Source organism: Autumnicola aciditolerans (genome assembly GCF_041679265.1).
Taxonomy (GTDB): Bacteria; Bacteroidota; Bacteroidia; order Flavobacteriales; family Flavobacteriaceae; genus Autumnicola.
On sequence record NZ_JBGFSM010000002.1, the window covers coordinates 113,930 to 138,782 of the forward strand.

Sequence of the window (24,853 nt, forward strand, 5' to 3'; positions counted from 1 at the left end):
ATCAAAATTTAATGCTGGTATATTTTATTATAAAGATCTATATAGCGTTCTTTGATATTCCTTCTTTTCAATTTCATGGTAGGGGTAAGCTGGTCATTGTCTATCCCCCAGACTTCCGGGGTAAGTTCGAAACGTTTGATCTGTTCCCAATGTCCGAATTTTTCATTGTAGAAGCTAACTTCTTCCTGAATGCGTTCAATTACTTCAGTATTATTCACAATATCTTCATTGCTGTCTCCCAACTCTATTTTTTTAAGCCTGGCCCAGTCTTTAATGAAATCAAAATTCGGCTGAATTAAAGCCGCAGGCATTTTTTCTCCTTCGCCTACCACCATGATCTGTTCGATAAAGCGGGATTGCTTCATAGTGTTTTCAATAATTTGCGGGGCCACATATTTGCCTCCCGAAGTTTTGAACATCTCCTTCTTTCTGTCGGTAATCTTAAGAAAACCGTCTTCATCTAGCTCACCAATATCACCGGTATGAAAATATCCTTCGGCATTAATGGCTTCTTTGGTTTTTTCTTCATCTTTATAATAGCCCATCATAAGGTTGGGGCCTTTAGTAAGAATTTCTCCGTCTTCAGCAATTTTTACTTCCACGGTATCAATTACCCTTCCAACAGTCCCGATTTTAAATCCTTTATTGCGTTGATCGTTAACGGCAATTACGGGTGAGGTTTCTGTTAATCCATAGCCTTCCATTACCGGAATTCCTGCTGCTGCAAAAATGCGGGTAAGCCTTGGTTGTAGCGCCGCACTACCCGAAACAATTAAATCTATATTACCGCCAAGCCCTTCTTTCCATTTGGAAAAAATCAGTTTTCTGGCAATTTTTAATTTTGTTTCGTACCACCAGCCATTGGCTCCGTATGGTTCATATTCTAAACCTGTTTCCACCGCCCAGTAAAAAAGCTTTCTTTTAACGCCTTCCAGAGAATTCCCTTTAGCGATGATTTTATCATAAACTTTTTCCAGTAACCTGGGAACTGCAGTAATTACATGCGGTTTTACCTCCTTAAGGTTATCGCTTATTTTATCTATAGATTCAGCAAAATAAATGGAGACGCTGTAGTACTGATAGAGGTAAAGGATCATCCTTTCAAAAATATGGCAAACGGGAAGAAAGCTTAAGGCAGTGTAACTTCCGGTTTCAAAAGGAACCCGTTTTGCACTGTTAAGCACATCGCTAACAATATTTTTATGTGAAAGCATTACGCCTTTTGGCTTTCCGGTAGTTCCGGAGGTATAAATAAGGGTCGCAAGATCGTCTTCTGTAACCGACTTTTTTAATTTTTCTACCTCGTCCTGATTCTTTTTATCTTCCCCTAGTTCCAAAACTTCTTTCCAGTTTTTGCAACCTTCAATCTGGTCGAAACTATACACCTCTTTTAATTTGGTGCCAGCCTTTATGGCATTCAGTTTTTTAAGTACTTCGGCATCAGAAACAAAACAGTAAACGGCTTCACTGTGGTTTAGAACATACTCATAATCATCCTCAGAAATAGTTGGATAAACAGGAACATTTTGAGCACCAATTTGCAAAACCCCTATGTCCAGCACGTTCCATTCATTCCGGTTAGAAGAAGAAATAACGGCAATCTTTTCAGCTGGCTTTACACCCAGGCGTAGCAAACCTCTGCTCACGCTATTCGCCTTGTCAATATATTCCTTTGTAGATATGGAATTCCAGGAATTGCTGTACTTAGTACTTAAAGCGACCTCCAGGGGATGATTTTCCAACTGATAATATGGAAAATCAAACAGTCTTTTTATCTCTGTCATGAACTATATGGTGTGATATTCCCTGCAAAATAGGAATTTTGGGTGCTATTTCAAATCATATATCTAAAAAAAGATGCTTTATATTATAAACCTTTTAACGGTTTATGACTTATACTACAATAGGATTATGCGATTTATTAGAAGTTAGTTCAGGGAAATTGTTTTAGCAGACAATAAACTGAATAGTTAGCATAATTAAATAAGATCCTTGACCTGATAATAAATATCCATAATTTTAAAATTTTTTCTACACCTTTTTACATGAAAATTTTGTGAAAGGCCTTTTATCTTACTCATTTCATCCATGCTAAGTTTCTATTAAATTAACTACTAAGGCGTTAAACTCATTTTAAAATTCAGATTAACCGTAGAGATAAGGAACCTAATCCGTACTTTATAGGGACAACTAAAAAAATGAAATGATTATGAAGAATTTTAAGACTACCTTAATTTGTGCCATGCTATTGCTGGCCTTTGCCTGTGGCCCGAGAGTACGAACCGTAAATCCGGAAAGCAGCGACCTTAGCAGTTACGAAACTTTCGCCTATTTACCCAATACCAATGCTGAAGTTCCCGGTAAAGCCTATAATGATGAGAGTGTGAATCAAACTATTATTGAAGCTATAAATAACAATATGCAACAGGAAGGCTACGAGCTGGAACGTAATGAACCTGATCTACTGGTATTAGTAAGTACTAAAACCGATACCGAAGTAGAGACCACCACAGACCCTGTATATGCTACCTATCCCTATTCTGCAGGAATGGGATCAGTAAGCCCCTACTATAACAATTACTATTACTATGGATATAACAACTATAATGGGGTAGTGGGTTATGATACCGATACCTATTCTTATAAAGAAGGTACTTTAATAATTAACCTTGTAGACAGGCAAACTAAAAATACGGTTTGGAAAGGTATTGCCTCAGATGCTGTTTACGACCAAACTTCCCGGGATGCGATCAGGGGAATGGTTGATGATATTTTTGAAGAATACCCGCTTAAAAACTAATAATTAAAGAGGTGCAAAAAAAGAAAAACCGAAGTTCTGTACGGACTTCGGTTTTTTTATTACTGCTTTTTCTCCAGCCATTTTCTGGCGTTCACAAAAGCTTCCAGCCAGGGGGATACTTCATCTTTTCGTCCTTTGGGATAATAAGCCCAGTTCCACTGGAAAGTAGAACGTTCCAAATGTGGCATCATTACCAGGTGCCTGCCCGTGTCATCGGTTAACATTGCGGTATTATGGTTGGAACCGTTGGGATTGGAAGGATATTTATCATATCCATATTCTCCAACAATTTGGTATCGCTCTTTTGGATAGGGAAAACTGAATTTTCCTTCCCCATGTGCTGCCCAAATACCAAGTTTACTGTCGGAAAGGCTGGATAACATCACCGAATCATTTTCTTTAATTTCTACGGAAGTAAATACACATTCAAACTTCTTTGAAGCATTGTGCAGCATTTTAGGTTTTTCCTCATGATCTGGGTTTATCAAGCCAAGTTCTATAAAGAGCTGACAACCGTTGCAAACACCAAGTGATAATGTATCTTCTCTACTGAAGAAATTATCTAAAGCCGCTTTCGCTTTTTCATTATAAAGAAAAGCCCCGGCCCAGCCTTTCGCGCTTCCCAGAACATCTGAATTTGAAAAACCGCCAACGGCAGCAATAAATTTAATATCCTCCAACGTTTCCCTTCCCGAAATTAAATCAGTCATGTGTACGTCTTTTACATCAAAACCAGCCAGGTGCATTGCACGCGCCATTTCCCTTTCTGAATTTGAACCTTTTTCACGAATTATCGCCGCTTTAATTCTTTTGTCACTTCTAGCGGAGTCGAGAAGGCCGGTAAAATTTGCCGGAAATTTGAATTCCAGCGGCTGATTTTTGTAATTATTCAATCTTTCGGTGGCTTTGTCTTTACCACTCTGCTTTTGATCTAAAAGAAAAGAAGTTTCAAACCACTTGTCCCTTAATTCAGAAACATTAAAACTGAAGTTTTCAGCACCGTTCTTAATTTTTAACTCGTTTCCTTCAGTTGCACGTCCAATTTTAAAGAATTCAATATCATTATCAGTCAGCACCTGTTCCGCAGCAGCGTCTTTTGCCTGAAAAACAATTCCGCAGTTTTCATTGAAGAGAAGTTTTAGGGAATCTTTTTCATTTAAAGCGGAGAGATCAATTTCAGCTCCCAGGTTTACATCGGCGAAGCACATTTCCAGTAAAGTGGTAATCAGTCCGCCGGAAGCAACGTCGTGGCCTGCCAAAATCAATTCGGTTTTAATAAGGCCCTGTATATTGTAAAAAATATCAGCGAATTTTTCATCATTTTTGATGGTGGGAACATCAGCGCCCACTTTATTCAGAATTTGGGCAAAGGAAGAACCGCCGAGTTTAAAAGAATCCTGGGACATGTTGATATAATAAATATCGCCGCCGTCTTTCTGAAGTACAGGCTCCACCACTTTAGTGATATCGTCGCAATGTCCGGCTGCTGAAATAATCACTGTTCCGGGAGAAATAACTTCTTCATTTTTATACTTCTGCTTCATCGAAAGCGAATCTTTTCCCGTGGGAACATTGATGCCCAAAGCAATAGCAAAGTCTGAAACTCCCTGAACAGCCTCATAAAGCCTGGCATCTTCGCCTTCATTATTACAGGGCCACATCCAATTAGCCGACAAGGATACGGATTTTAGCCCTTTTTCAAGTGGCGCCCATATAATGTTGGAAAGCGCTTCGGCAATGGAGTTTTTAGAACCCGCAACGGGATCTACAAGTGCCGAAACCGGGGAGTGGCCTATAGAAGTCGCCACTCCTTCTTTACCATTGTAATCCAGGGCCATCACCCCGCAATTATTAAGCGGAAGTTGCAGCGGACCGGCGGTTTGTTGTTTGGCCACCCGGCCGCTCACGCAGCGGTCAACTTTATTGGTAAGCCAGTCCTTACATGCCACCGCTTCCAGTTGCAGCACCTGCTCCAAATATTCCTGAATTTTTTCTGAGGAATAAACAAGATCACCATATTTGCGATCTACCGTTTTATCTATCATCACAGTTTTGGGAGAGCTGCCAAACATATCGGCAAGTTCCAGGTCCATAGGTTTTTCGCCTGTAGTTTTTCCTTCAAAAGAAAAACGATGGTTGCCGGTAACATCCCCAACTTCATATATTGGAGCACGTTCTCTATCGGCTACCCGTCTTAAAATCTCAAGGTTGGTGTCGCCAATTACCAGCCCCATGCGCTCCTGGGACTCATTTCCTATAATTTCTTTCGCTGAAAGGGTGGGATCACCAACCGGAAGTTTATCAAGATCTATCTTTCCGCCGGTTTCTTCCACAAGTTCGCTAAGACAGTTTAAATGGCCTCCGGCGCCGTGATCGTGAATAGAAACAATAGGATTCTCCTCGCTTTCCACCATTCCGCGTACGGCATTGGCCGCACGTTTTTGCATTTCGGGATTTGCCCGCTGTATGGCGTTGAGCTCAATACCACTTCCAAACTCTCCGGTATCTGCAGAAGAAACCGCGGCACCGCCCATGCCAATGCGGTAATTTTCGCCACCAAGCACCACGATTTTGTCTCCTTTTTTTGGGACATCTTTTTTCGCCTGGTCTGCTTTCCCATAGCCAATTCCGCCGGCAAGCATAATTACTTTATCATAACCGAGTTTTCGATTATGTTCTGCATGTTCAAAAGTAAGTACAGAACCTGCAATTAAAGGCTGCCCGAATTTATTGCCAAAATCGGAAGCTCCGTTGGAAGCTTTTATCAAAATATCCATCGGCGTCTGGTACAACCATTTTCGCTCCTGCATTGCATTTTCCCAGGACCGATCTTTCTCTAGCCTGGAGTAGGAAGTCATGTAAACCGCAGTTCCCGCCAAAGGCAAAGAACCTTTCCCGCCGGCCAGGCGATCCCGAATCTCCCCGCCGCTTCCTGTAGCCGCACCATTAAAAGGTTCTACGGTTGTTGGAAAGTTGTGAGTTTCGGCTTTCAGGGAAATTACCGACTCAAAATCCTTATTTTCATAATATTCCGGTACGTCTGGCGCTTTAGGAGCAAATTGCTGTACTTTAGGGCCTTTAATAAATGCTACATTGTCTTTATAAGCCGAAACAATTTCGTTGGGATTCTCTTCGGAAGTTTTTCTGATGAGTTTAAAGAGGGAAGAAGGTTTTTCTTTTCCATCAATTACAAAAGTTCCGTTGAAAATTTTATGCCGGCAATGTTCTGAATTCACCTGGGAAAAACCGAATACTTCAGAATCGGTTAGTTTTCGGCCGAGTTTCTCGGCCAAACCCTGTAAATAAGCAACTTCTTCAACATTAAGTGCCAGCCCTTCCTGTTGATTGTAAGCCTCAATATCATCAACTTCAATTATCGGTTCCGGATTTATATGAATATCAAAAATATCCTGATCTAAACCATTGTATTTTTGCGATAACATGGGGTCGAAATCATGAAAATGCTCATCTACCCTTAAAAACTCTTCAATCCTGATGATGCCCTGAATACCCATATTTTGGGTGATTTCCACGGCATTGGTACTCCAGGGAGTAATCATGGCGGCTCGTGGGCCAACAAAAAAATCTGCCAGAGCAGATTTATTTATTTGAGTGGTGTCGCCAAAAAGCCAGTTTAGTTTAGAAATATCTTGAGCTGAAAGGTTGGTGTGGGTCTCCACAGCAAAAACCTTGGTGGTTTGGTTTCCGAAGAAAAGGATCATTCCAGGTTGTTTTTTATTGGTGACAAATTTAGCTTTTTTGGTGTGAATAACCGGAATGGAAAAATAAAAAAACCGATGCTGACCAGCACCGGTTTTTAATAATTTTAGAAATCAGGAATTAGTAAGTACCAATTCCATCAACATCATTCCTGTCCAAAATTTCCCATTGGTCAGCATCGTACGTGGTGGCAGGTTCTGTAATCTCTGCTTTTCTACGCAGGGTGATATCTTTGGCATAGTCGGCATCATTGTTAAAAACCCCAATAATATCTACCAGTTCATCATTTTTAAATAATCCCACGGCATCATTTCCGTTAAAGTCTATAGGAGCGCCATTTTGCTGGATATCGGCCTCATCCAGTAATTTCTGAAGGTCAGACTGGGAATTGATAACCACCAGTACATCGCCTGCTTCCAAAGTACCGGTTAGAGGGAGCGCGTTGCTCCAGTCACCAGAACCGTTTGATTGTTTCATGATACTATACCCGGCTGCTTCCAAATCTATGGCTTCTTCAGAAAGGTTAACAATTTCCAGGGCTTTGTTATTACCACTACCTTCAACATATTCTGAAAATAGTAAAACTGCGTTTTCATTATTGCCTGTAGTTCCTTCTCCATCTTCATCACCCTCACCTTCATCTGGAGTTTCGTCTTCATCTTCATTATCCTCATCGGTAGTATCTTCAGTATACTCTTCGCTTACAGGGCCAGTGTAATCTTCAGTCCATGTATTTACTGCATCGTCTCCTCCCCATATTAAAGTGGCCAGGTAAGGATTATCAATAAAAGGGTTACGGTTACCCTGCGCGCTTTCTATCACATCATTTCTATTCGCCTCTAAAACAGATACCGGGTCTTCAGCATTCCATTTTAGAAAAAGATCCATACCGCCCACATCGCTAAAGCTTTCGCCATAAGTAAGGTTCATGTACATAACAATCCTGGCTATATCCCCAGTCCAGTCTTCGCCGGGATACCAGGATGCATTATCTACCAGGTGATAACTTCCTTCACCATCGGCGAATGGGTAATTTTCGCGTGAAGAATTTATATTCTGGTCTCCAGGTTCCAGGTTATGAAGATCGGCTTTTACATCGTCGCTGGATAAATAAGATTGCGGATAGATGTGCTCGGTATTAAATGTTTGGGGGGAATATGAATTAGCGCTGGAAACGTATTCTCTTTTATCCCTGCTTTCACCGCTATACACCAATACTACATTGGCATCATTATCTGGATCTTCATTGGCATTGTATAAATAGTCATGCCTATCAGTGTAACTTAAAAAAGTAGTATGCCTGGCAATGGTTAGATCTGAAAGTTCCTGTTCAAGATCTTCTGAAGATAAACTGAAATCTACATCAGCATAATAAGTTGCCAGGTCATCGGGTATAATAAATCCCGGGTCCTCTCCCTGCTCTTCATCACCAGTATCGCCAGTCTCCCCAGTATCGGGAGTATCTGTAATAGTGTTGTCGTCATCAGAACTACAAGCTGCTAAAATGAACAGGCTGAAGAAAATTAAAATTCTGGTTTTTAAAATCATGTTACAATGTTAAATTATTAATTAAGATTTAAATCATTTTTTTAACTCCAGCAACGCCATATAAAACCCGTCATATCCGCTTTCCGAAGAAAGGATTCTCTGATCTTTTACAAGCTTGAAATTTTTCCCTTCCTCGCGGTTCAGGAAACTTTCTACCTGTTGCTGGTTTTCTGAAGGTAATACAGAACAGGTGGCGTAAACCATTTTTCCGCCAGGCTTTAAAATTTTAGAATATTGATCCAGGATTTCTGCCTGGGTGTTCTTTATTTCATCAATAAAATCCGGTTGGAGTTTCCATTTAGCGTCCGGATTCCTGCTTAATACGCCAAGTCCGCTACAGGGAGCATCAATTAAAACCCTGTCTGCACTGTTATGAAGTTTTTTAATGACCTTGGTAGTATCAATTTCTCTGGTCTCTATATTGTGAGCACCTGCACGTTTTGCACGGCGTTTTAATTCTTTTAATTTATTTCCGAAGATATCCAGCGCGATAATCTGGCCTTTATTTTCCATTAATGCCGCTAAATGCAAAGTTTTACCACCTGCACCTGCGCAGGTATCCACCACCCGCATTCCCGGTTCCACTTCGAGAAAATGAGCAACCAGTTGCGAGGAAGCGTCCTGTACTTCAAAGAAACCATCTTTAAAAGCTTTGGTTCTAAAGACATTGGCTCTCTCTTTAAGTTCCAGGGCTTCTGGATAATTTTTAACAGGAACAGAATCTATCTCCTCCTTTAAAAATTCCTGTTTCAGCGTTTCTTTATCAGTTTTGAGCGTGTTTGTTCTTACAATTACCGGTGCCAGATTGTTTAAAGCATGAATTTCTTTAGTCCAGGTTTCTTCACCAAGTTCTGCAACTCCCAATTCGTCCAGCCAGTCTGGGATAGATTCTCTAAATTTCCTAATCTGGCTTAATTTGTCAAACCTACCTTTAATCCTTCGGGTAGGAGTATCTTCAATTTGTTTCCAGTCCGGCAGTTCTATTCCTCTTAAAGTGGCCCAAACCGCGAAAAGGCGAAACAGGTTTTCGCGTGAAAAAGGTTCTTTAACTTCGGCAATTTCAGCATAAAGGCGTTTCCATCGCACAATATCATAAGTAGTTTCAGCAATAAAACTTCTATCCCGGGAACCCCAGCGTTTATCCCTCTTGAGCGTGCCCTGTATAACCTTATCGGCATATTTTCCCTCGTTAAAGATTTCAGATAAAGAATCTATGGTCGCGAAAACCAGGTTTCTGTGTAAGCGCATAAAATTATTTTAAGGCTGCAAAGGTACGGATTTTTGCTTCGGAAAAATTTATCTTTGGTTTATTGCTCAAAATGGCCAAATTCATTTTTCACCAAATATAGCTATTGTATGAAAAAATTACTTTACCTGTTTGTTATCTTTATCATTTCCTGTAAGTCTGAAAATAAATCTGATTCAGCTTCCGAAGCAAATGAAAATATTGCCGAAAGCTTTTTTACCAGTGTTGAAATAGAAAATATCCTGCAAAATGATTCTTTAAGCATCAGGGCTATAGAAGTAATTGGGAATAATCTTGTTTTTGCCGCCAATAACGGGACTTATGGTTTGTATAATTCCGCAGAAGAAAGATGGAAAACAAATGTGCAGAAGTACGATACAGTTGTTCCGGAATTTAGGGCAATTGCAAGTACTACGAATGATTTTTTCATGCTGAGCGTTGGATATCCTGCATTACTTTATAAAACGGGAGAAAACGGTAAAATGGAGCTGGTGTACAAAGAGGAAGGTGAAAATGTGTTTTATGATGCCATGGCTTTTTGGAATGACCAGGAAGGCATTGCTGTGGGAGATCCCACTGAAAATTGCCTTTCTGTAGTTATTACCCGTGATGGGGGTAAAACCTGGAACAAGATGCCGTGCGAGGAATTACCTGAAGCTGCCAGGGGGGAAGCGGCCTTTGCCGCCAGTAACTCTAATATTGCCTTAAAAGGGAATAAGGCCTGGATCCTTTCCGGCGGAATGAAATCGAGAATATTTTATTCGCCAGACAAAGGTGAGAACTGGGAAGTTTTTGAAACTCCGTTGCTTCAGGGAGAAGCGACCAAAGGAGGGTACAGTATGGATTTTTATGATGCTGAAAACGGAATAATTGTAGGGGGTGATTATACGGCTCCTGAAGGAAATACAGGAAATAAAGCGATTACCAAAGATGGCGGCAAAACCTGGAAGCTTGTGGCTGAAGGGGAGGAGCCGGGTTACAAAAGCGGAGTGCGGTATGTGCCAAATTCCGCCGGAAAAGAAATTATAGCTACTGGTTTTACAGGTGTTTCGTACAGCAAAGATGGCGGGGAAAGCTGGAGTCAGATTTCCAGTGAAGGTTTTTATACCATACGTTTTATTGATGATTCCACGGCTTATGCGGCCGGTAAGGGAAGAATAGCGAAATTACATTTTAAATAGAACCGGTTTAAAAAAAGTATTCCGGATGACAACAGCCACCCGGAATACAATTACTAACTAACTAACCAAAAAACTAAATCTAAAATCTTCTATTTACTGTTATTCTCTTGTTCGCTTCTTTTTCTTTCGCGATACTCTTTTATTAGTTTACGATGAAATTCATCTTCCAACCGGTGCAATTTTATAATTTCTTTGGTAGAGAGAATTTCTTTTAGATCCTTGAAAAGCTGTTTTTTAATCACATACTCCTGCCTTTCAATATCTAAATACTCGTCCAGTATTCTTTCTGCCTGTTCTTCATTTATGCATTCGGTATCCAGCAATTTTGTATCCTCTTCCTCATGCAGCTGTCTTCTTTTATTTTCATATTCTTCGTAGATAGGCCAGAATTTTTGCGCAATTTTATTGCTCATATTTAATTCCTGGGTAATAAAGGCTGTTTTCAGGGCTTTAATCTGTTCCCTGTTGTCCTGCGCATTGGAGTGGCCAACGCAGAAAAAAATAAGAAAAACAAGTATAGATTTTTTCATTTAATAATCAAATATATAAGTAGGGTCCTCCACATGCTCATCAAGATAATCTACAACAGCCCTGGAATTCACCTTCCTGAAATCGGCATCCTCAATAACATATCCATCTTCATATAAATAATTGGTAATTTCAGACTCCGGCATGTCCATATATCCTTCTTCTATGTAGTTTTCTATGGCAGACAATTCAAGGTTGTCCCAGGACGCTTTTGCGCTGTTTTCGTTAAAGAGGCCATAGAACAAAGAGATTAAAACTGCTGCAATCCCGGCAACATAATAAAGAGTCCTTCTGTCTATTAAAGAAATAACTCCTGTAGCTTCCTTCTCAGGAAGTTCTACATTAAAATTTTCAAAGTAACGTTGCGGGGTCTTAAACCCACTGGAAATTTTTTCATTAAGAACAAAGGCTTCTTTGGAATCAGAAAATAAGCTATCCATGAGGTTCTGCTCCAGAGCCTCAAAATAATCTTCGGGAACTTTAAAGCCCGGTTTAGATTTGTGTGGTAGCTTGTTCGTTTTCATTTGTTTATTTGACTTCTGTTTTTACAAAAGGTTTAATTTGTTTTTAAAAATTCTTCAATTTTTTTGGCAGCAATATGGTAACTAGCTTTTAATGCGCCTTCGCTCGTTTCTAGAATTTCAGCCATTTCCCTGTATTTTAGTTCTTCAAAATATTTCATATTAAAAACCTGTTGTTGTTTGGCGGGGAGACTGGCAATGGCCCTTTGCAGTTTTAATTCAATGTCGTTACCGTCAAAATACACATCACTTTGAAGATTTGAAATAAGCCGTTCCTGTAAATCTTCAGAGGTGATTTGAAGTTTTCTGGCTTTTTTATTGATGAAGGTGATCGCCTCGTTAGTGGCAATACGGTACATCCAGGAAAAAAGCCTGCTCTCTCCCTTAAAGTTACGGATATTTTTGAAGATTTTAATGAAGGTGTTCTGAAGAATATCATCTGTATCGTCATGGTTTTTCACCATATTCCTGATGTGCCAGTAAAGTCTTTCCTTATGTATTGATACAAGCTCTCTAAAAGCATCCTGGGCAGTAGCTTTATGTTTAAGGCGCTCTACTAATTCATTTTCAGACGTATCCAACTGCTTTTAATTTGCTGAACAATACAAGTTATGTTTTGCGGGCTTAAAGATATTTAAAAAATTACAGGCAGGATTATCTTCATCTTTCTTTGTTTGTAGGAAAATTATTTCAATTTTGACTTCAATTCAGGATAAAATGCTTTTTTTTCTGTTGAAATGCTATTTTTTCTTGGTGAAGTGGAATTAAGTTGTATATTTACAGCATCAGAAATGATTTAATCTTTTTTTGCCCCAAAGATAAAATCGCATTAAAGATGTTGTTTTCATTAGCCCCAAGATGGAAATGACTATTATAAAAATGGATGAAACCTACTTTCATCCATTTTTTATTTGCTTAAACTTCAGTAACTTATCTTGTAGGAATTTACAACGATTAGTCGAAGGATTGCATTTCCACTAATTTTCTATAATTGCCGTTTTGGGCAAGAAGTTCTTCGTGCTTCCCGGCTTCTACTATTTCTCCTTTTTGCATCACTACAATTTTGTCTGCATTCTGTATGGTGGATAACCTGTGCGCAATTACCACGGAAGTGCGATTTTTCATCATGTTTTCCAGTGCCTTTTGTACTAGTTTCTCACTTTGGGTATCCAGGGCAGAGGTAGCTTCATCAAGAATCATGATGGGTGGATTTTTTAGTACTGCCCGGGCAATTGAAATTCTTTGTTTTTGCCCGCCGCTGAGTTTATTACCACTGTCTCCTATATTGGTATCCAGTTTTTGTGGCAGGTCTTTAACGAATTCCCATGCATTGGCGACCTTAAGGGCGTCTATTATTTCGGCTTCGGTGGCGTCTTCTTTCCCCAGTCCAACATTGTTTCTGATGGTATCATTAAACAAAATGGAATCCTGGGTAACCAGCCCCATGAGGTTTCTTAAGGAAGATTTTGTAATATCACGAATATCGATATCATCAATTTTTATTTGTCCTTCATTTACATCATAAAACCTGGTGATAAGGTTGGCAATGGTAGATTTCCCACTTCCGGATTGCCCAACGAGAGCCACGGTTTCCCCAAAATTAACCTGCAAAGAAAAATTTTTTAGGACTTTCTCTTCTTCATATTTAAATGAAATGTTTTCAATATGTATGTGGGAATCAAAGGACTTTTTGTGAAGAGCGTTGGGTTTATCCCTTATAATGCTTTTAGTTTCAATTATTTCCATAATCCGCTCTGCACTGGCATTGCCTTTTTGCACGCTGTAGGCTGCTTTTGAAATGGCTTTGGCAGGCGTAAGGATTTGATAAGTAAGTACTATAAACCCTATAAAAGTAGAGGCATCCATGGTTTGTTCTATTAATACCATATTTCCACCGTACCACAGGATAATGGTAATAACCACCACTCCCAGAAACTCACTCATGGGAGAAGCGAGGTTTTGCCTGTGCAATAAAGAATTAAGGATGCGGTTAAGCCTTCCTGTACTTTCCTGAAATTTACGCCTGAACCTCTCTTCAGCATTAAATCCTTTAATAATTTTTAAACTGGAAAGGCTTTCTTCCACAAGAGAAAGAAAAGTGGCGTTTTCCTGCTGTGCACTGGTAGATTTTGCCTTTAATTTTTTTCCTATAGAAGAGATTAGAAATCCTGAAATGGGCAGGAAAATGAATACAAATAAGGTAAGTTTGGGACTAATGGCAATCATAGCAACAAGGGCAAATATAAGTTGCAGCGGCTCCTTAATAAACATTTCCAGCATGCTTAGAAACGAAGACTGGATTTCCTGCACATCGCTGGTGATCCTGGATATAAAATCACCTTTGCGTTTTTCAGAGAAAAAAGAAACCGGTAATTCCACAATTTTATCATATATCCTGTTCCTTATATCTTTTAACATCCCGTTCCTTAAGTTGGCAATAAAGTACATTGCCATATAATCAAAGATGTTTTTTAGCAGGAACAGCACAATAACCAGGACACAAATAGTGATTAAGGCTGAAATTTGTCCATATTCTTCTACCCGTTGGTTAAGGAAAAAATTCGCATAATCGCTCGCGAAATCTTTAAAAGTTTCTATTTCCCCATTCCAGTTGGGCTTCACCAGTATTGGTTCTTCTTCCTGGAAAAGCACCTGTAGCATTGGGATAAAAGCCAAAAAAGAAAGGGTGCTGAAAATGGCGTAGAAAATATTGGAAATAATATTCAGGATCGCGAAACGCTTATATGGCTTCGCGAACTGAAGTACTTTTCTGAAATATGACATAGTAGGAAGGGATTAACCCAATTGCAGTTCTTTCTTAATTCTTGAAACTTTGTCGGCTAATTCCTGGTTAACTTTCGAATGATTTTCCACCTGGTCCAGATCTGCATTCACGCTAATGTAAAACTTGATCTTTGGCTCTGTTCCGCTGGGGCGGGCAGCGATTTTCGTACCACTTTCAGTGTAATAAATCAATACGTTGGATTTTGGAATATCTATTTTTGCTTCCGTATTATCCTGTAGGTTCCTGGCAACTGAAGCCTGATAATCTTCAATAAGCACCACTTTTTCACCATCGATTTCCTTCCAGGGATTTTCCCTTAGATCAACCAGCATTTTTTTAATTTCCTTTTCTCCCTCAATTCCTTTCTTCACCAGGGAAATAAGCTCTTCACGATATAGGCCATATTGGGTATATAGTTCTATTAATTTCTGATAAAAAGAACTTCCTTCTTCTTTCATTTTTGCAGCGATCTCACAGGCAAGCAGGGTAGAGGTAACGGCATCTTTATCTCTTACAAAGTCTGAAACCATGTAGCCAAAGCTTTCCTCACCACCTCCTACAAAATCCAGATCAGGGTGATCTTTTATAAGTTTAGCAATCCATTTAAAACCGGTTAGCACCTCGTGGTATTGCACATCGTAAGCTTCCACGATATTTTTAAGCATGGGAGTGGAAACGATGGTAGAGGCTACAAATTCGTTGCCGTCCAGCTTATTTTCCTTTTTCCACTGTTCCAGTAAAAACCACGTCATTACCAGCATGGTTTGATTGCCGTTGAGCAACGTCATGTTGCCTTTAAGGTCACGAACAGCTACTCCAAGGCGATCGCAATCAGGGTCTGTTCCTATCACGATATCTGCATTGTTTTTATCGGCAAGTTCCAGGGCCATTTTTAGCGCTTCAGGCTCTTCAGGATTGGGAGATTTTACCGTTGGAAAATTGCCGTCCGGTTCTTTTTGTTCCTGGACTATGTTTATATTTTTAAAACCAGCTTTTTCCAGCACATCCGGAACAAGGGTAATAGAAGTCCCGTGCAGGGAAGTGAAAACGATATTAAGTTTTTCTTTTGCGGAAGCAGAAGTATCAAAACTGCCATTTGTAACAGAAGCTTCAGTAAAAGCTTTATCCACTTCTGTATCTATGGTATGTATGAGTTCTTTCCTGGCTTCAAAATTAATATCAGCATACTCGGTAGCATTAATAACTTCTACTAAATCCTTATCCTGTGGCGGTACCAGCTGGCCGCCATCCTGCCAGTAGACTTTATACCCGTTATATTCCGGTGGATTATGGCTGGCCGTAAGAACAATTCCGCAGTGACAATTAAGATGTTTTACCGCAAAAGACAATTCCGGCGTTGGGCGTAAATTTGAAAACAGGTAAACCTCTATTCCGTTAGCCGAAAAAACATCGGCAACCACCTGCGCCAGTTCTTTGCTGTTGTTCCTGCAGTCGTAGGCCACAGCAGCTTTGGGTTTCTCCCCGGAAAATTCTTTTTTCAAAAAGTCAGATAATCCCTGTGTATTTTTCCCGAGGGTGTATTTATTGATCCTGTTGGTGCCAACGCCCATAATGCCACGCATCCCACCGGTACCAAATTCCAGGTCTTTGTAAAAGCTTTCTTCCAGTTCCTGCGGCTTGTTTTCCAGCAGGTGATTTATTTTATCTTTAGTCTCTTTGTCAAAAGTTCCGGTAAGCCAGGCTTCGGCTTTGGTGCGTATTTCAGGTTTTATCTGTGACATGTTTTTTCTATTTACAAACAAAAATAATGATGAAGTTAAAAATTTCCGGTGGTTTTATTAATTAAATAACGTTCTTTTTCTCTTTTAGACCTTAAGATAAGCTCGCCCAGAAAACCCGCAAGGAACAATTGGCTACCAATTATCATAACGGTAAGCGCAATATAAAACCACGGGTTGGAAGTAACCAAAACGTTGGGAAGCCCATGGTACAATTTATAAAGTTTGGATATGCCAATCCAGCCTGCAGAAATTAATCCGAAGATAAACATCAGCACTCCCAGCGCTCCAAAGAAGTGCATGGGACGCCTGCCAAATTTGGAAAGAAACCATATGCTTATAAGGTCCAGGAAACCATTAATAAAGCGTTCTACACCAAACTTTGTTTTGCCATACTTCCTGGCCTGGTGCTGAACTTCTTTTTCTGTAATTTTTATAAATCCTGAATTTTTAGCCAGTACGGGTATGTAGCGGTGCATTTCGCCATAAACATCAATGTTTTTAACCACTGCTTTACGATATGCCTTGAGGCCGCAGTTAAAATCATGCAGTTTCACGCCAGAAGTTTTTCTTGCCGCGGCGTTGAAAAGCTTGGAAGGTAGGTTTTTAGAAAGAATATTATCGTAGCGCTTCTTTTTCCATCCTGAAACAAGGTCGTATTGCTCTTCTTTTACCATCCGGTAAAGCTCGGGGATTTCTTCAGGATTATCCTGCAGGTCCGCATCCATGGTTATAATCACATCGCCCTGCGCCTGCAGGAAACCGGCGTGCAGTGCCTGGGATTTCCCGTAGTTGCGGTTAAATTTTATGCCTTTTACAAACTGGTCATTTCGCGAAAGTGCTTCAATAGCATTCCAGGAGCCATCTGTACTACCATCATCAATAAAAATGATCTCATAGGAAAAGGAATTGGACCGTAAAACCTTTACGATCCAATTATATAATTCCACTATGGATTGTTCTTCATTTAGGAGAGGAATGACGATAGATAATTGCATAAATTTATGCTTCGTATGGGTTCTTGTTCTTTTTGATAAGTCCTACTACCAATGCAATAAGAAAACCAAAGAAGATATTTCCAATGAGGGAAAAAGCTGTAATAATCCAGGGAGAAGAAAATTTACCGGCCATTTCCATAGATTGATCAATTTGGCTCTGTGGCATATCTGGGAAACGTTCAATCATTTGCTCCCTTTGTAAATCCCCTAATTGTGTCATATAATCTGGCTCTATAACAAAAATAAGAAGTAATAACCATATCGCTCCAATAATTCCGCCTATTAAAGCTATTCCCACTCCTACCTTTAAAGCATCTTTTATTGAAAGATAGCCATTGTTTTCTTTCTTATATGCTTCCACCCCTAACCAGATAGTGCCGGCAAGAATCAGGAATCCAATAATATTGTAGATAAAGCTGGGGCTAAGGTATGCATTGGTGACATACATGATTACCCCAAGAAGGATAGATATGACTCCAAGGATGGCTCCATAATTAAGAATAATCTTTTTTGAATTTGCTGTTGAATTTTCCATGTTTTAAAAGATTGATTAGTTTTATGGAATATTGGTAAGCAAAGATAGTAAAACGTTACATACAGATATTTCAAAAAAGTTTCAAGATGTGCTTGTATTTATGTATGAAATGATTAAATTTGCACCTCGAAAAATAAAAGTTAAAAGCGATGAAGCAGGGAATCCATCCGGAAAATTATAGATTAGTAGCGTTTAAAGATATGTCTAATGAAGATGTATTTTTAACAAAATCTACCGCCAAAACAAAGGAAACAATTGATATTGAGGGAACAGAATATCCTTTGATAAAGTTGGAGATTTCAAGGACCTCTCACCCATACTATACCGGGAAGTCTAAACTTGTGGATAGTGCTGGTAGAATTGATAAATTCAAAAACAAATACGCGAAATTCAAGAAAAAATAATTTTTTCCTGAGTTTTAACAATATATAAGGCGGTCCGTAAGGCTGCCTTTTTTATTTTACACTTCTTCAGGTTTATCTTTACATCTTCTAAATTTTAGCTGAAAATGAATTATATCCTATTTGACGGTAACTACCGAAATAAATTGCTGCCGTTTACTTTTACCCGGCCCGTAGCCGATATACGAATTGGAATTCTTAGCATCAGGGAAAAATGGGAAGCCTGGCTTGGCAATACCACTTCTACGGTCACTGAAGATTATCTTGCAGGAAAATGGCCATTGGTAGAAATGGAAGAAAATGTTATGATTAATGCCGCTTTCCTGCCAACAGCATCGCTTGTGGAGCAGGTGAAAGACCTTAAAGAACAGCAGGCTATTTTTTTTGAAGAGGAAGTGGTGGCATTCTTTGTTAAAGAAGACCAGGAAGTGGATTTCACAAAATTTGAACAGCTGGAACTTGCTGAAGAAGCCTTTTATATTCAGCACACCTGGGATATTTTTTCAAAGAACGGAGAGGCCATAAGGGCCGATTTTGATTTACTTACCGAGAACAGGGATTCGCAGGACATTCCGGAGTCCAACCACGTGATGAATGCCGGCGATATCTTTATTGAAGAAGGTGCTGTGGTGGAGTGTTGTTCTTTAAATGCATCTGGCGGTCCAATCTATATAGGAAAAGATGCCCAGGTGATGGAGGGCAGCCTTATTCGCGGCCCTTTTGCAGCCGGCGAGGCTGCAGTGGTAAAAATGGGTGCCAAAATTTATGGCCCCACCACTATTGGCCCCGGATGTAAGGCAGGAGGGGAGATTAGTAATTCTGTGCTTATGCAAAATTCCAATAAGGGACATGACGGCTTTCTTGGAAATTCTGTGCTGGGGGAATGGTGCAATATTGGAGCCGACTCCAATAATTCCAATCTAAAAAATAATTATGCTGAAGTGCGCCTTTGGGATTATGAATCTGAAAAGTTCGCACCCACCGGTCTTCAGTTTTGCGGATTAATGATGGGAGACCATAGTAAATGCGGCATTAACACCATGTTTAATACCGGTACAGTGGTAGGGGTGAGCGCAAATATATTTGGGGCAGGATTTCCGCGGAATTTTATTCCAGGCTTTAGCTGGGGCGGAAGCGCAGGAACAACAACCTACAAAACCCAAAAAGCCTTTGAGGTGGCAGAGAAGGTAATGAAAAGACGAGATGTGGAATTTACAGAAGAAGATAAAGCCATCCTGGAACATGTTTTTGAAGAAACTAAAAAGTGGAGAAGAGATTAATTGGAATGTGAGATTTGAAAATGGGTCAATTTGAAGATTCGTAATTCCAGGCTGTACCGTGTGATGTACTGCAGCGTTCATTTTTTCTTTGTTTTTTAATTAAGGTTAGTAAATCGTATATTTGCAAACCCTTTGGCAGGATGAGATTTGGAATAAAAACCGGCTGATTTATGAATGGAAAAAAAGTAGCTTTTTATACCCTGGGCTGTAAGCTCAATTTTTCAGAAACATCAACAATTGCGCGCTCTTTTAAAGATGAAGGCTTTAGCAGGGTAGATTTTTCTGAAGAAGCAGATATTTATGTGATCAATACCTGTTCGGTTACAGATAATGCAGATAAACGCTTTAAAACCATTGTAAAGCAGGCGCAAAAAATTAATGAAAATGCCTTTGTAATTGCGGTGGGTTGTTATGCCCAGCTTAAGCCGGAAGAACTCGCGGCAGTAGACGGCGTGGATCTCGTTTTAGGGGCTACTGAAAAATTTAAAATTACAGATTATCTAAACGATCTTACAAAAAATGATTTTGGTGAGATTCATTCCTGTGAAATCCAGGAGGCAGATTTTTATGTGGGTTCATATTCCTTTGGGGACCGCACGCGGGCATTTTTAAAAGTGCAGGATGGTTGTGACTATAAATGTACCTATTGCACAATTCCACTGGCAAGAGGGATTTCCCGAAGCGATAAGCTTGAAAATGTGCTTCACAATGCAGCCGAAATTTCAGCAAAAGGAATTAAGGAAATTGTACTTACAGGGGTGAATATTGGCGATTATGGAAAAGGGGAATTCGGCAATAAGAAACACCAGCATACATTCCTGGACCTGGTAAAATCCCTTGACGAGGTAGAAGGAATTGAACGCCTTAGAATCTCTTCAATTGAACCTAACCTATTGAAGAACGAAACAATAGATTTTGTGGCAGCCAGCGATTCTTTTGTGCCGCATTTCCATATTCCTTTGCAAAGCGGGAGCAATGACGTTCTTAAAGCAATGCGCCGCAGGTATATGCGGGAACTTTATGTAGACAGGGTAAGGCAGATAAAATCTGTGATGCCTGATGCCTGTATTGGAGTGGATGTTATTGTTGGTTTTCCCGGGGAAACAGAGGAGCATTTTCTGGAAACCTATAATTTCCTTAATGAGCTGGATGTCTCTTACCTACATGTTTTTACATATTCTGAAAGAGACAACACCCTGGCCGCTGAAATGAAAGAAGTGGTACCGGTGAAAATTAGAAAGAAAAGAAGCAAAATGCTGCGTGGCCTTTCAGCTAAAAAGAGAAGGGCTTTTTATGAAAGTCAGCTGGGAAAAAAGTTTACTGTTCTTTTTGAAGGTGAAAATAAAAAAGGTTACATCCATGGATTTACTGAAAATTATATAAAAGTAAAAGCGCCCTGGAACCCCATGCTTGTAAATACTTTACATGAAATAGAACTCACGAAAATTGATGAAGACGGCCTGGTGAGATTTGATTTTATACGCGAGTCACAAGCAGTGGCGGTTTAACTAAATATTGATACCTACCGGAAGAAGGTCTTTATATTTTCGTCGGTTTCTGCGCATAAATTTGGCAATCTCAGGGCTTGTGGGCATTACGCGGGTATTCCGTTCCTTTATCTCTTTAAGCACATTTTCAATAAAAATTTCCATATAGCCTTCATTTCGTAAATTTTCAGACATAAGGATCTTTGTTAAAAAGATTTTCCTATCCTGTTGAGAATATTCTATAGTAGCCAGTTCTTCATGAATGGTGGTTTCGAATTGTCTCAGGAATTCATTATCTGTAATCTTTAATTCATCACTCATTTTTATATAGATTTTAATTAGTATTCAGAATCGAAATCATTTCCTGGGGAAAATGGTCTTCAATTCCAGGGAAGCCAATTGTTGGGCAAGCATTGGGCAATTAAAAATGTTTTTAAATCTGGTTGATTAGCTTCAAATTATATACCAGGATTTAATATATGTTAAAATTTGAAGTAGTAGTGTTGCTTATTTTGAACGCTTCTCAAATTTAAGGATTTAAATTTGAACCTGCAGCTTAAGTCACTACATTTAGTAGATATGCGTTACCATTACAATAATCTCCAGATTTAGCTGCAATAAATTTGTGCAATATAACTGCCCGGCTTTTGTAATAGAATATAAAATATCTTTAATTTTGAGACTGACTTCAGCAAATCCCTGAAAGTTATTTTTGATGGCAGATAAGAAGCAGGTTTTACATGTGTATTTTATGCCGGGAATGGCTGCGAATCCCACTATTTTTGAGCATATTAAACTTCCCCCGGATCGATTTAAAGTACACTATTTAAAATGGATCATTCCTGAAAAAGCAGAGTCTTTAAAAGCGTATGCCCTGCGGATGAACAGTTTTGTAACACATGAACGGCCTGTATTGGTTGGCGTTAGTTTTGGCGGGATTCTTGTTCAGGAAATGAGTAAATACCTGGAGGTTTACCGGCTTATTATTATTTCCAGTGTAAAATGCCGGGAAGAGTTGCCCAGGAGAATGCGGTTTGCTGCTAAAACCGGAGCTTTTAAACTTCTCCCAACCGGACTTCTAAATTTTGTGGATCATTTTGAAAAAGTGGCTTTTGGAAAGTACCTTAAAAAAAGGGCCGCACTTTACCGTCAATATCTTTCCGTTCGGGATAAGCGCTACATCAACTGGGCAATAAGGAATACGGTACTTTGGGACTGTGATAAAGCAAATAAAGAGCTGGTTCATATTCATGGGGATAAAGATGAAATATTCCCTGCAAAATACATTAAGGATTATATAAACGTGGAGGGCGGAACTCATATAATGGTTATCAATCGCTTTCGCTGGTTTAACGAACATCTTCCAAGTTTAATTCTGGAAGGAAAAATGGAATTAAGAAATTAAATAAAGGTTGAAAAGGTTATGGAGTATTTAAAGAAAAGTCTGGTGGTAATTGGAATTTTAGCCGTGTGTGCGGTAAGCATAAACGCGGTGCAGGATTTTCCGGTTGATGCGATTAAAGGAGTAGAAACAGATTCGGTAATAAATAAAAGTGTCGCGCAAAATTACCGGATTAAAGCACTGAAGGTTCCAAGAAATCTCGATTTTGCAGGAGAACCCGTTCCACTGGAAGATCCAGATGTATATGAGAGGCTGGACCGGGAATTGCTGGTAAATACTTACTGGCAGTCCAATGCATTGCTGCTTATGAAAAGAGCAAATAAATATTTTCCAATTATTGAACCCATATTAAAAGAAGAGGGCGTGCCAGATGACCTTAAATATCTTGCTGTAATTGAAAGTGGCCTTACCCAGGCAGTTTCCCCGGCCAGGGCTATAGGTTTCTGGCAAATAATGGAAGGTACAGGGGAAGATTATGGCCTGGAGATTAACAGTAATGTGGATGAGCGATATAATATTGAAAAAGCCACTCGGGTAGCTGCCAGGTATCTTAAAAAGGCCAAAGAAAAATTTGGATCCTGGACCTTGGCTGCTTCAGCGTATAATGCGGGGAATGCGGGCATTGCAAGGCAACTGGAAAGACAAAAAGTGTCGGATTATTACGATTTACTTCTTGGGGAAGAAACTGGGAGATATGTGTTCAGGCTTCTGGCATTAAAAGAGATCATGACCTCTCCCCAAAAGTATGGATTTGATTTAGAGGAAGACGATTTGTATGCTTATATTCCAACTTTTAAAGTTGAAGTAGATACAGTGGTACATGATTTTCCTGATTTTGCGAAACAGTTTGGGATTAACTACAAAATCCTAAAGATTCATAATCCCTGGTTAAGGGATGATCATCTTAACAATGCTTCCCGCAAAAAGTATGAAATAGATATTCCTGAAAATGGCTATTATCCTGAAATAAATTAACGCTATTGTTCGAGGGATAGAAGGGTGGCCATTTCCTTTTCATGGCTTGCCCTGGTAAGATGGCTGGAAATGCCTTCTTCCATAGACTCGTAGTTGCGCTCATAAGAGACTTTCTGAGGAGTGTTATAAGGTAGGAAAATGCTTCTCCTTATATCCATAATTTGTTTGTTTTCTGAAATAAGAAAACAGGTGGGCAAACCCAAAGAATGCTTAAGGTTTTGAATTACAAACGGATCGCTGTTTTGGGATTCATCTATGTAAACAACAGAAACTTTTTTGTTGAATTCCTCCGATAATTTTCTTGCAGTGCCTGCTTTATCCCAAAAAAGTACCACAAATTTCACTTTGTCCCTGTATTTTTCAGCGAGTTCATTAATCGCCGGAATTTCGCCTTTTTCAGGTACGCACCAGGAGGCATAGGTGATAAGGTATACCGGTTTTTTATAATCATATAAATGAACAGGTTTCTGGTTTAAGCGGTAGAACTTAAAATTATCCATAAACGTGTAGCGAAGGCAGTTGTTCACTAAAGAATCAAATAAAAAGCTACCTCTTTCATAATCATTAAATCGGTAAGCTCTTTTTGCCTTAGCCTCATATTTTGGTAGATGATAATACAACGCCTGGGAGAAGTAGATTTTTGTACTATTCTCCTCCTGGGATTGGGCGCAAAACCCGCTAATAAGAAGAAACAGGAGTAAAAATTTCTTCATGCATTCTTAGTTGGCTGTTAGAATGCAAAGGTATGCCTGGTACAGGCCGTGCAGAAATATTTTCGTTAAAGGGTAAAAATATCTGGTGAAAGTAGGTATTTATGTTTTCCTGTGTATGAAAAATGCTTAAATTTTCTTCATTTGCTGCTTCATCATCCTAATTTGGTCCTTCAGCATCCCGTGTTTATCCAGCTTTTTGGCTTCGGCAAGTAAATTGGTGGCTTCTCTTTTCCTACGCTTGGTCATGGCGATTCCCGCAAGATTGAGTTTTGCCATTGCAAGGTCCTGATCCATGGAAAGACCAAGGCGTATGGCTTTCTTAAAATATTTTTCCGCCTGGGTAATGTTAGTTTGGGAAACCATTAATCCGTGCAGGTACCAATAATAGCCTTGTTGTTTTTGAGTAAGGGCGCTCTCCGGATTTTTAATTTTATCCAGCCATTTCTTGGCGCCATCAAAATCCTGTTTGCGCAGCCTCAGGAAAGCAAGAAGAATCATTTCGTTCTTAAAATAAAGGAAGATAAAAATGCCTGCAAGTAGAATAAGCGCTATTCCATTACCAATATTTCCTTCAAAAAACTGCCAGAAGGCCCAAAGCATTACTAATCCGGCTAAAACTAATTTGATATTCTTATTAAACATGCTCCTCTTTGTTTTGCAGGCGGCAAAGGTAATAAAAACAATTAAAAATTATTTCTATTTAGTATTTGGAAGAGTTAAAAAGCTTTGTATATTTGCACGCAGTTTTTAGGACTGCTTTAAAAAGATTTCACAGAAGATTAAAGATATTTAAAATGAAGAGAACGTTTCAACCATCTAAGAGAAAAAGGAAAAACAAGCACGGCTTTAGAGAACGTATGGCCAGTGTAAACGGTAGAAAAGTTTTGGCCAGAAGAAGGGCCAAAGGCAGAAAGAAATTATCTGTATCTTCTGAGAACCGACACAAACATTAATGATTTTTGATATCAAAATAAAAAAGGTGTTACTTTTATTA

Annotated in this window: 22 protein-coding genes; 8 read left to right on the plus strand and 14 right to left on the minus strand. The window is 39.4% G+C overall.

The window, feature by feature from the left end; genetic code table 11:
* Positions 1–8 precede the first annotated feature (8 nt).
* Positions 9–1,784 carry an AMP-dependent synthetase/ligase gene (locus tag AB8M93_RS02250; protein ID WP_373056003.1) on the minus strand — a complete coding sequence of 592 codons (1,776 nt, stop codon included), beginning with the start codon at positions 1,782–1,784 and terminating at the stop codon, positions 9–11.
* Between the two features lie 425 nt (positions 1,785–2,209).
* Here AB8M93_RS02250 and AB8M93_RS02255 point away from each other — a divergent pair, with 425 nt between their 5' ends.
* On the plus strand, positions 2,210–2,800 hold the full coding sequence (locus AB8M93_RS02255) for a DUF4136 domain-containing protein (protein ID WP_373056004.1): 591 nt from the start codon (positions 2,210–2,212) through the stop codon (positions 2,798–2,800).
* Between the two features lie 59 nt (positions 2,801–2,859).
* Here the strand turns inward: AB8M93_RS02255 and purL are convergent, their stop codons facing one another.
* From purL to AB8M93_RS02270, 3 genes are all read right to left on the minus strand, one after another.
* The gene (gene purL, locus AB8M93_RS02260; RefSeq protein WP_373056005.1) at positions 2,860–6,522 is read right to left on the minus strand and encodes a phosphoribosylformylglycinamidine synthase; all 3,663 of its coding nucleotides are present in this window, start codon (positions 6,520–6,522) and stop codon (positions 2,860–2,862) included.
* A gap of 118 nt (positions 6,523–6,640) precedes the next feature.
* Entirely contained in the window at positions 6,641–8,068 is a 1,428-nt protein-coding gene (locus tag AB8M93_RS02265; protein ID WP_373056006.1) for an endonuclease, read from the minus strand.
* Between the two features lie 33 nt (positions 8,069–8,101).
* Positions 8,102–9,316, minus strand: coding sequence for an RsmB/NOP family class I SAM-dependent RNA methyltransferase (locus AB8M93_RS02270; RefSeq protein ID WP_373056007.1), 1,215 nt, complete (start codon positions 9,314–9,316; stop codon positions 8,102–8,104).
* 108 nt (positions 9,317–9,424) lie between these two features.
* On the opposite strand from AB8M93_RS02270, the gene AB8M93_RS02275 reads away from it, so the two are divergent.
* Positions 9,425–10,495, plus strand: coding sequence for a WD40/YVTN/BNR-like repeat-containing protein (locus AB8M93_RS02275; protein ID WP_373056008.1), 1,071 nt, complete (start codon positions 9,425–9,427; stop codon positions 10,493–10,495).
* An 89-nt stretch (positions 10,496–10,584) separates the two neighbouring features.
* On the opposite strand, the gene AB8M93_RS02280 is transcribed toward AB8M93_RS02275, so the two are convergent.
* From AB8M93_RS02280 to AB8M93_RS02310, 7 genes are all read right to left on the minus strand, one after another.
* A complete protein-coding gene (locus tag AB8M93_RS02280) occupies positions 10,585–11,025 on the minus strand; it encodes a hypothetical protein (protein ID WP_373056009.1) in 441 nt (146 codons plus the stop codon).
* Positions 11,026–11,547, minus strand: a complete 522-nt coding sequence (locus AB8M93_RS02285; RefSeq protein WP_373056010.1) for a hypothetical protein — start codon at positions 11,545–11,547, stop codon at positions 11,026–11,028. It abuts the gene before it with no gap.
* A 32-nt stretch (positions 11,548–11,579) separates the two neighbouring features.
* On the minus strand, positions 11,580–12,125 hold the full coding sequence (locus tag AB8M93_RS02290; protein WP_373056011.1) for an RNA polymerase sigma factor: 546 nt from the start codon (positions 12,123–12,125) through the stop codon (positions 11,580–11,582).
* Between the two features lie 373 nt (positions 12,126–12,498).
* Positions 12,499–14,328 (minus strand): ABC transporter ATP-binding protein, encoded by a 1,830-nt coding sequence (locus AB8M93_RS02295; RefSeq protein WP_373056012.1) that lies wholly within the window; start codon positions 14,326–14,328, stop codon positions 12,499–12,501.
* 12 nt (positions 14,329–14,340) lie between these two features.
* The gene (locus AB8M93_RS02300) at positions 14,341–16,071 is read right to left on the minus strand and encodes a phospho-sugar mutase (protein WP_373056013.1); all 1,731 of its coding nucleotides are present in this window, start codon (positions 16,069–16,071) and stop codon (positions 14,341–14,343) included.
* Positions 16,072–16,106: 35 nt separating this feature from the next.
* On the minus strand, positions 16,107–17,066 hold the full coding sequence (locus tag AB8M93_RS02305; protein WP_373056014.1) for a glycosyltransferase family 2 protein: 960 nt from the start codon (positions 17,064–17,066) through the stop codon (positions 16,107–16,109).
* Between the two features lie 4 nt (positions 17,067–17,070).
* Positions 17,071–17,601 (minus strand): DUF4199 domain-containing protein, encoded by a 531-nt coding sequence (locus AB8M93_RS02310; RefSeq protein WP_373056015.1) that lies wholly within the window; start codon positions 17,599–17,601, stop codon positions 17,071–17,073.
* 149 nt (positions 17,602–17,750) lie between these two features.
* Here AB8M93_RS02310 and AB8M93_RS02315 point away from each other — a divergent pair, with 149 nt between their 5' ends.
* The 3 genes from AB8M93_RS02315 to mtaB all read left to right on the plus strand — a co-directional run bounded on the left by AB8M93_RS02315 (position 17,751) and on the right by mtaB (position 20,790).
* On the plus strand, positions 17,751–18,005 hold the full coding sequence (locus tag AB8M93_RS02315; RefSeq protein WP_373056016.1) for a type B 50S ribosomal protein L31: 255 nt from the start codon (positions 17,751–17,753) through the stop codon (positions 18,003–18,005).
* Between the two features lie 104 nt (positions 18,006–18,109).
* A complete protein-coding gene (locus AB8M93_RS02320) occupies positions 18,110–19,282 on the plus strand; it encodes a GlmU family protein (RefSeq protein WP_373056017.1) in 1,173 nt (390 codons plus the stop codon).
* 170 nt (positions 19,283–19,452) lie between these two features.
* Positions 19,453–20,790 carry a tRNA (N(6)-L-threonylcarbamoyladenosine(37)-C(2))-methylthiotransferase MtaB gene (gene mtaB, locus AB8M93_RS02325; RefSeq protein ID WP_373056018.1) on the plus strand — a complete coding sequence of 446 codons (1,338 nt, stop codon included), beginning with the start codon at positions 19,453–19,455 and terminating at the stop codon, positions 20,788–20,790.
* On the opposite strand, the gene AB8M93_RS02330 is transcribed toward mtaB, so the two are convergent.
* Positions 20,791–21,090 (minus strand): N-acetyltransferase, encoded by a 300-nt coding sequence (locus AB8M93_RS02330; protein ID WP_373056019.1) that lies wholly within the window; start codon positions 21,088–21,090, stop codon positions 20,791–20,793.
* 394 nt (positions 21,091–21,484) lie between these two features.
* Between AB8M93_RS02330 and AB8M93_RS02335 the strand changes: the two genes are divergently transcribed.
* Both AB8M93_RS02335 and AB8M93_RS02340 read left to right on the plus strand, forming a co-directional pair.
* Positions 21,485–22,174 (plus strand): alpha/beta hydrolase, encoded by a 690-nt coding sequence (locus AB8M93_RS02335; protein WP_373056020.1) that lies wholly within the window; start codon positions 21,485–21,487, stop codon positions 22,172–22,174.
* Positions 22,175–22,192: 18 nt separating this feature from the next.
* Positions 22,193–23,146: a lytic transglycosylase domain-containing protein gene (locus AB8M93_RS02340; protein ID WP_373056021.1), complete on the plus strand. Its 954-nt coding sequence runs from the start codon at positions 22,193–22,195 to the stop codon at positions 23,144–23,146.
* 2 nt (positions 23,147–23,148) lie between these two features.
* Here AB8M93_RS02340 and AB8M93_RS02345 read toward each other — a convergent pair whose 3' ends face one another.
* Both AB8M93_RS02345 and AB8M93_RS02350 read right to left on the minus strand, forming a co-directional pair.
* Positions 23,149–23,859, minus strand: coding sequence for a TlpA family protein disulfide reductase (locus AB8M93_RS02345; RefSeq protein ID WP_373056022.1), 711 nt, complete (start codon positions 23,857–23,859; stop codon positions 23,149–23,151).
* A gap of 126 nt (positions 23,860–23,985) precedes the next feature.
* Positions 23,986–24,501, minus strand: coding sequence for a tetratricopeptide repeat protein (locus AB8M93_RS02350; RefSeq protein WP_373056023.1), 516 nt, complete (start codon positions 24,499–24,501; stop codon positions 23,986–23,988).
* A gap of 152 nt (positions 24,502–24,653) precedes the next feature.
* Between AB8M93_RS02350 and rpmH the strand changes: the two genes are divergently transcribed.
* Positions 24,654–24,812: a 50S ribosomal protein L34 gene (gene rpmH, locus AB8M93_RS02355; protein ID WP_013071475.1), complete on the plus strand. Its 159-nt coding sequence runs from the start codon at positions 24,654–24,656 to the stop codon at positions 24,810–24,812.
* The last annotated feature ends 41 nt before the right edge of the window (positions 24,813–24,853 follow it).

Coding starts and splice junctions, on each gene's coding strand:
- AB8M93_RS02270 (WP_373056007.1), bottom strand. CDS start 9,316: ATGCGCTTACACAGAAACCTGGTTTTCGCGACCATAGATTCTTTATCT.
- AB8M93_RS02275 (WP_373056008.1), top strand. CDS start 9,425: ATGAAAAAATTACTTTACCTGTTTGTTATCTTTATCATTTCCTGTAAG.
- AB8M93_RS02285 (WP_373056010.1), bottom strand. CDS start 11,547: ATGAAAACGAACAAGCTACCACACAAATCTAAACCGGGCTTTAAAGTT.
- purL (WP_373056005.1), bottom strand. CDS start 6,522: ATGATCCTTTTCTTCGGAAACCAAACCACCAAGGTTTTTGCTGTGGAG.
- AB8M93_RS02315 (WP_373056016.1), top strand. CDS start 17,751: ATGAAGCAGGGAATCCATCCGGAAAATTATAGATTAGTAGCGTTTAAA.
- AB8M93_RS02305 (WP_373056014.1), bottom strand. CDS start 17,066: ATGCAATTATCTATCGTCATTCCTCTCCTAAATGAAGAACAATCCATA.
- AB8M93_RS02255 (WP_373056004.1), top strand. CDS start 2,210: ATGAAGAATTTTAAGACTACCTTAATTTGTGCCATGCTATTGCTGGCC.
- AB8M93_RS02340 (WP_373056021.1), top strand. CDS start 22,193: ATGGAGTATTTAAAGAAAAGTCTGGTGGTAATTGGAATTTTAGCCGTG.
- AB8M93_RS02295 (WP_373056012.1), bottom strand. CDS start 14,328: ATGTCATATTTCAGAAAAGTACTTCAGTTCGCGAAGCCATATAAGCGT.
- AB8M93_RS02330 (WP_373056019.1), bottom strand. CDS start 21,090: ATGAGTGATGAATTAAAGATTACAGATAATGAATTCCTGAGACAATTC.
- AB8M93_RS02335 (WP_373056020.1), top strand. CDS start 21,485: ATGGCAGATAAGAAGCAGGTTTTACATGTGTATTTTATGCCGGGAATG.
- AB8M93_RS02265 (WP_373056006.1), bottom strand. CDS start 8,068: ATGATTTTAAAAACCAGAATTTTAATTTTCTTCAGCCTGTTCATTTTA.
- AB8M93_RS02250 (WP_373056003.1), bottom strand. CDS start 1,784: ATGACAGAGATAAAAAGACTGTTTGATTTTCCATATTATCAGTTGGAA.
- rpmH (WP_013071475.1), top strand. CDS start 24,654: ATGAAGAGAACGTTTCAACCATCTAAGAGAAAAAGGAAAAACAAGCAC.
- AB8M93_RS02310 (WP_373056015.1), bottom strand. CDS start 17,601: ATGGAAAATTCAACAGCAAATTCAAAAAAGATTATTCTTAATTATGGA.
- AB8M93_RS02345 (WP_373056022.1), bottom strand. CDS start 23,859: ATGAAGAAATTTTTACTCCTGTTTCTTCTTATTAGCGGGTTTTGCGCC.
- AB8M93_RS02350 (WP_373056023.1), bottom strand. CDS start 24,501: ATGTTTAATAAGAATATCAAATTAGTTTTAGCCGGATTAGTAATGCTT.
- mtaB (WP_373056018.1), top strand. CDS start 19,453: ATGAATGGAAAAAAAGTAGCTTTTTATACCCTGGGCTGTAAGCTCAAT.
- AB8M93_RS02280 (WP_373056009.1), bottom strand. CDS start 11,025: ATGAAAAAATCTATACTTGTTTTTCTTATTTTTTTCTGCGTTGGCCAC.
- AB8M93_RS02300 (WP_373056013.1), bottom strand. CDS start 16,071: ATGTCACAGATAAAACCTGAAATACGCACCAAAGCCGAAGCCTGGCTT.
- AB8M93_RS02320 (WP_373056017.1), top strand. CDS start 18,110: ATGAATTATATCCTATTTGACGGTAACTACCGAAATAAATTGCTGCCG.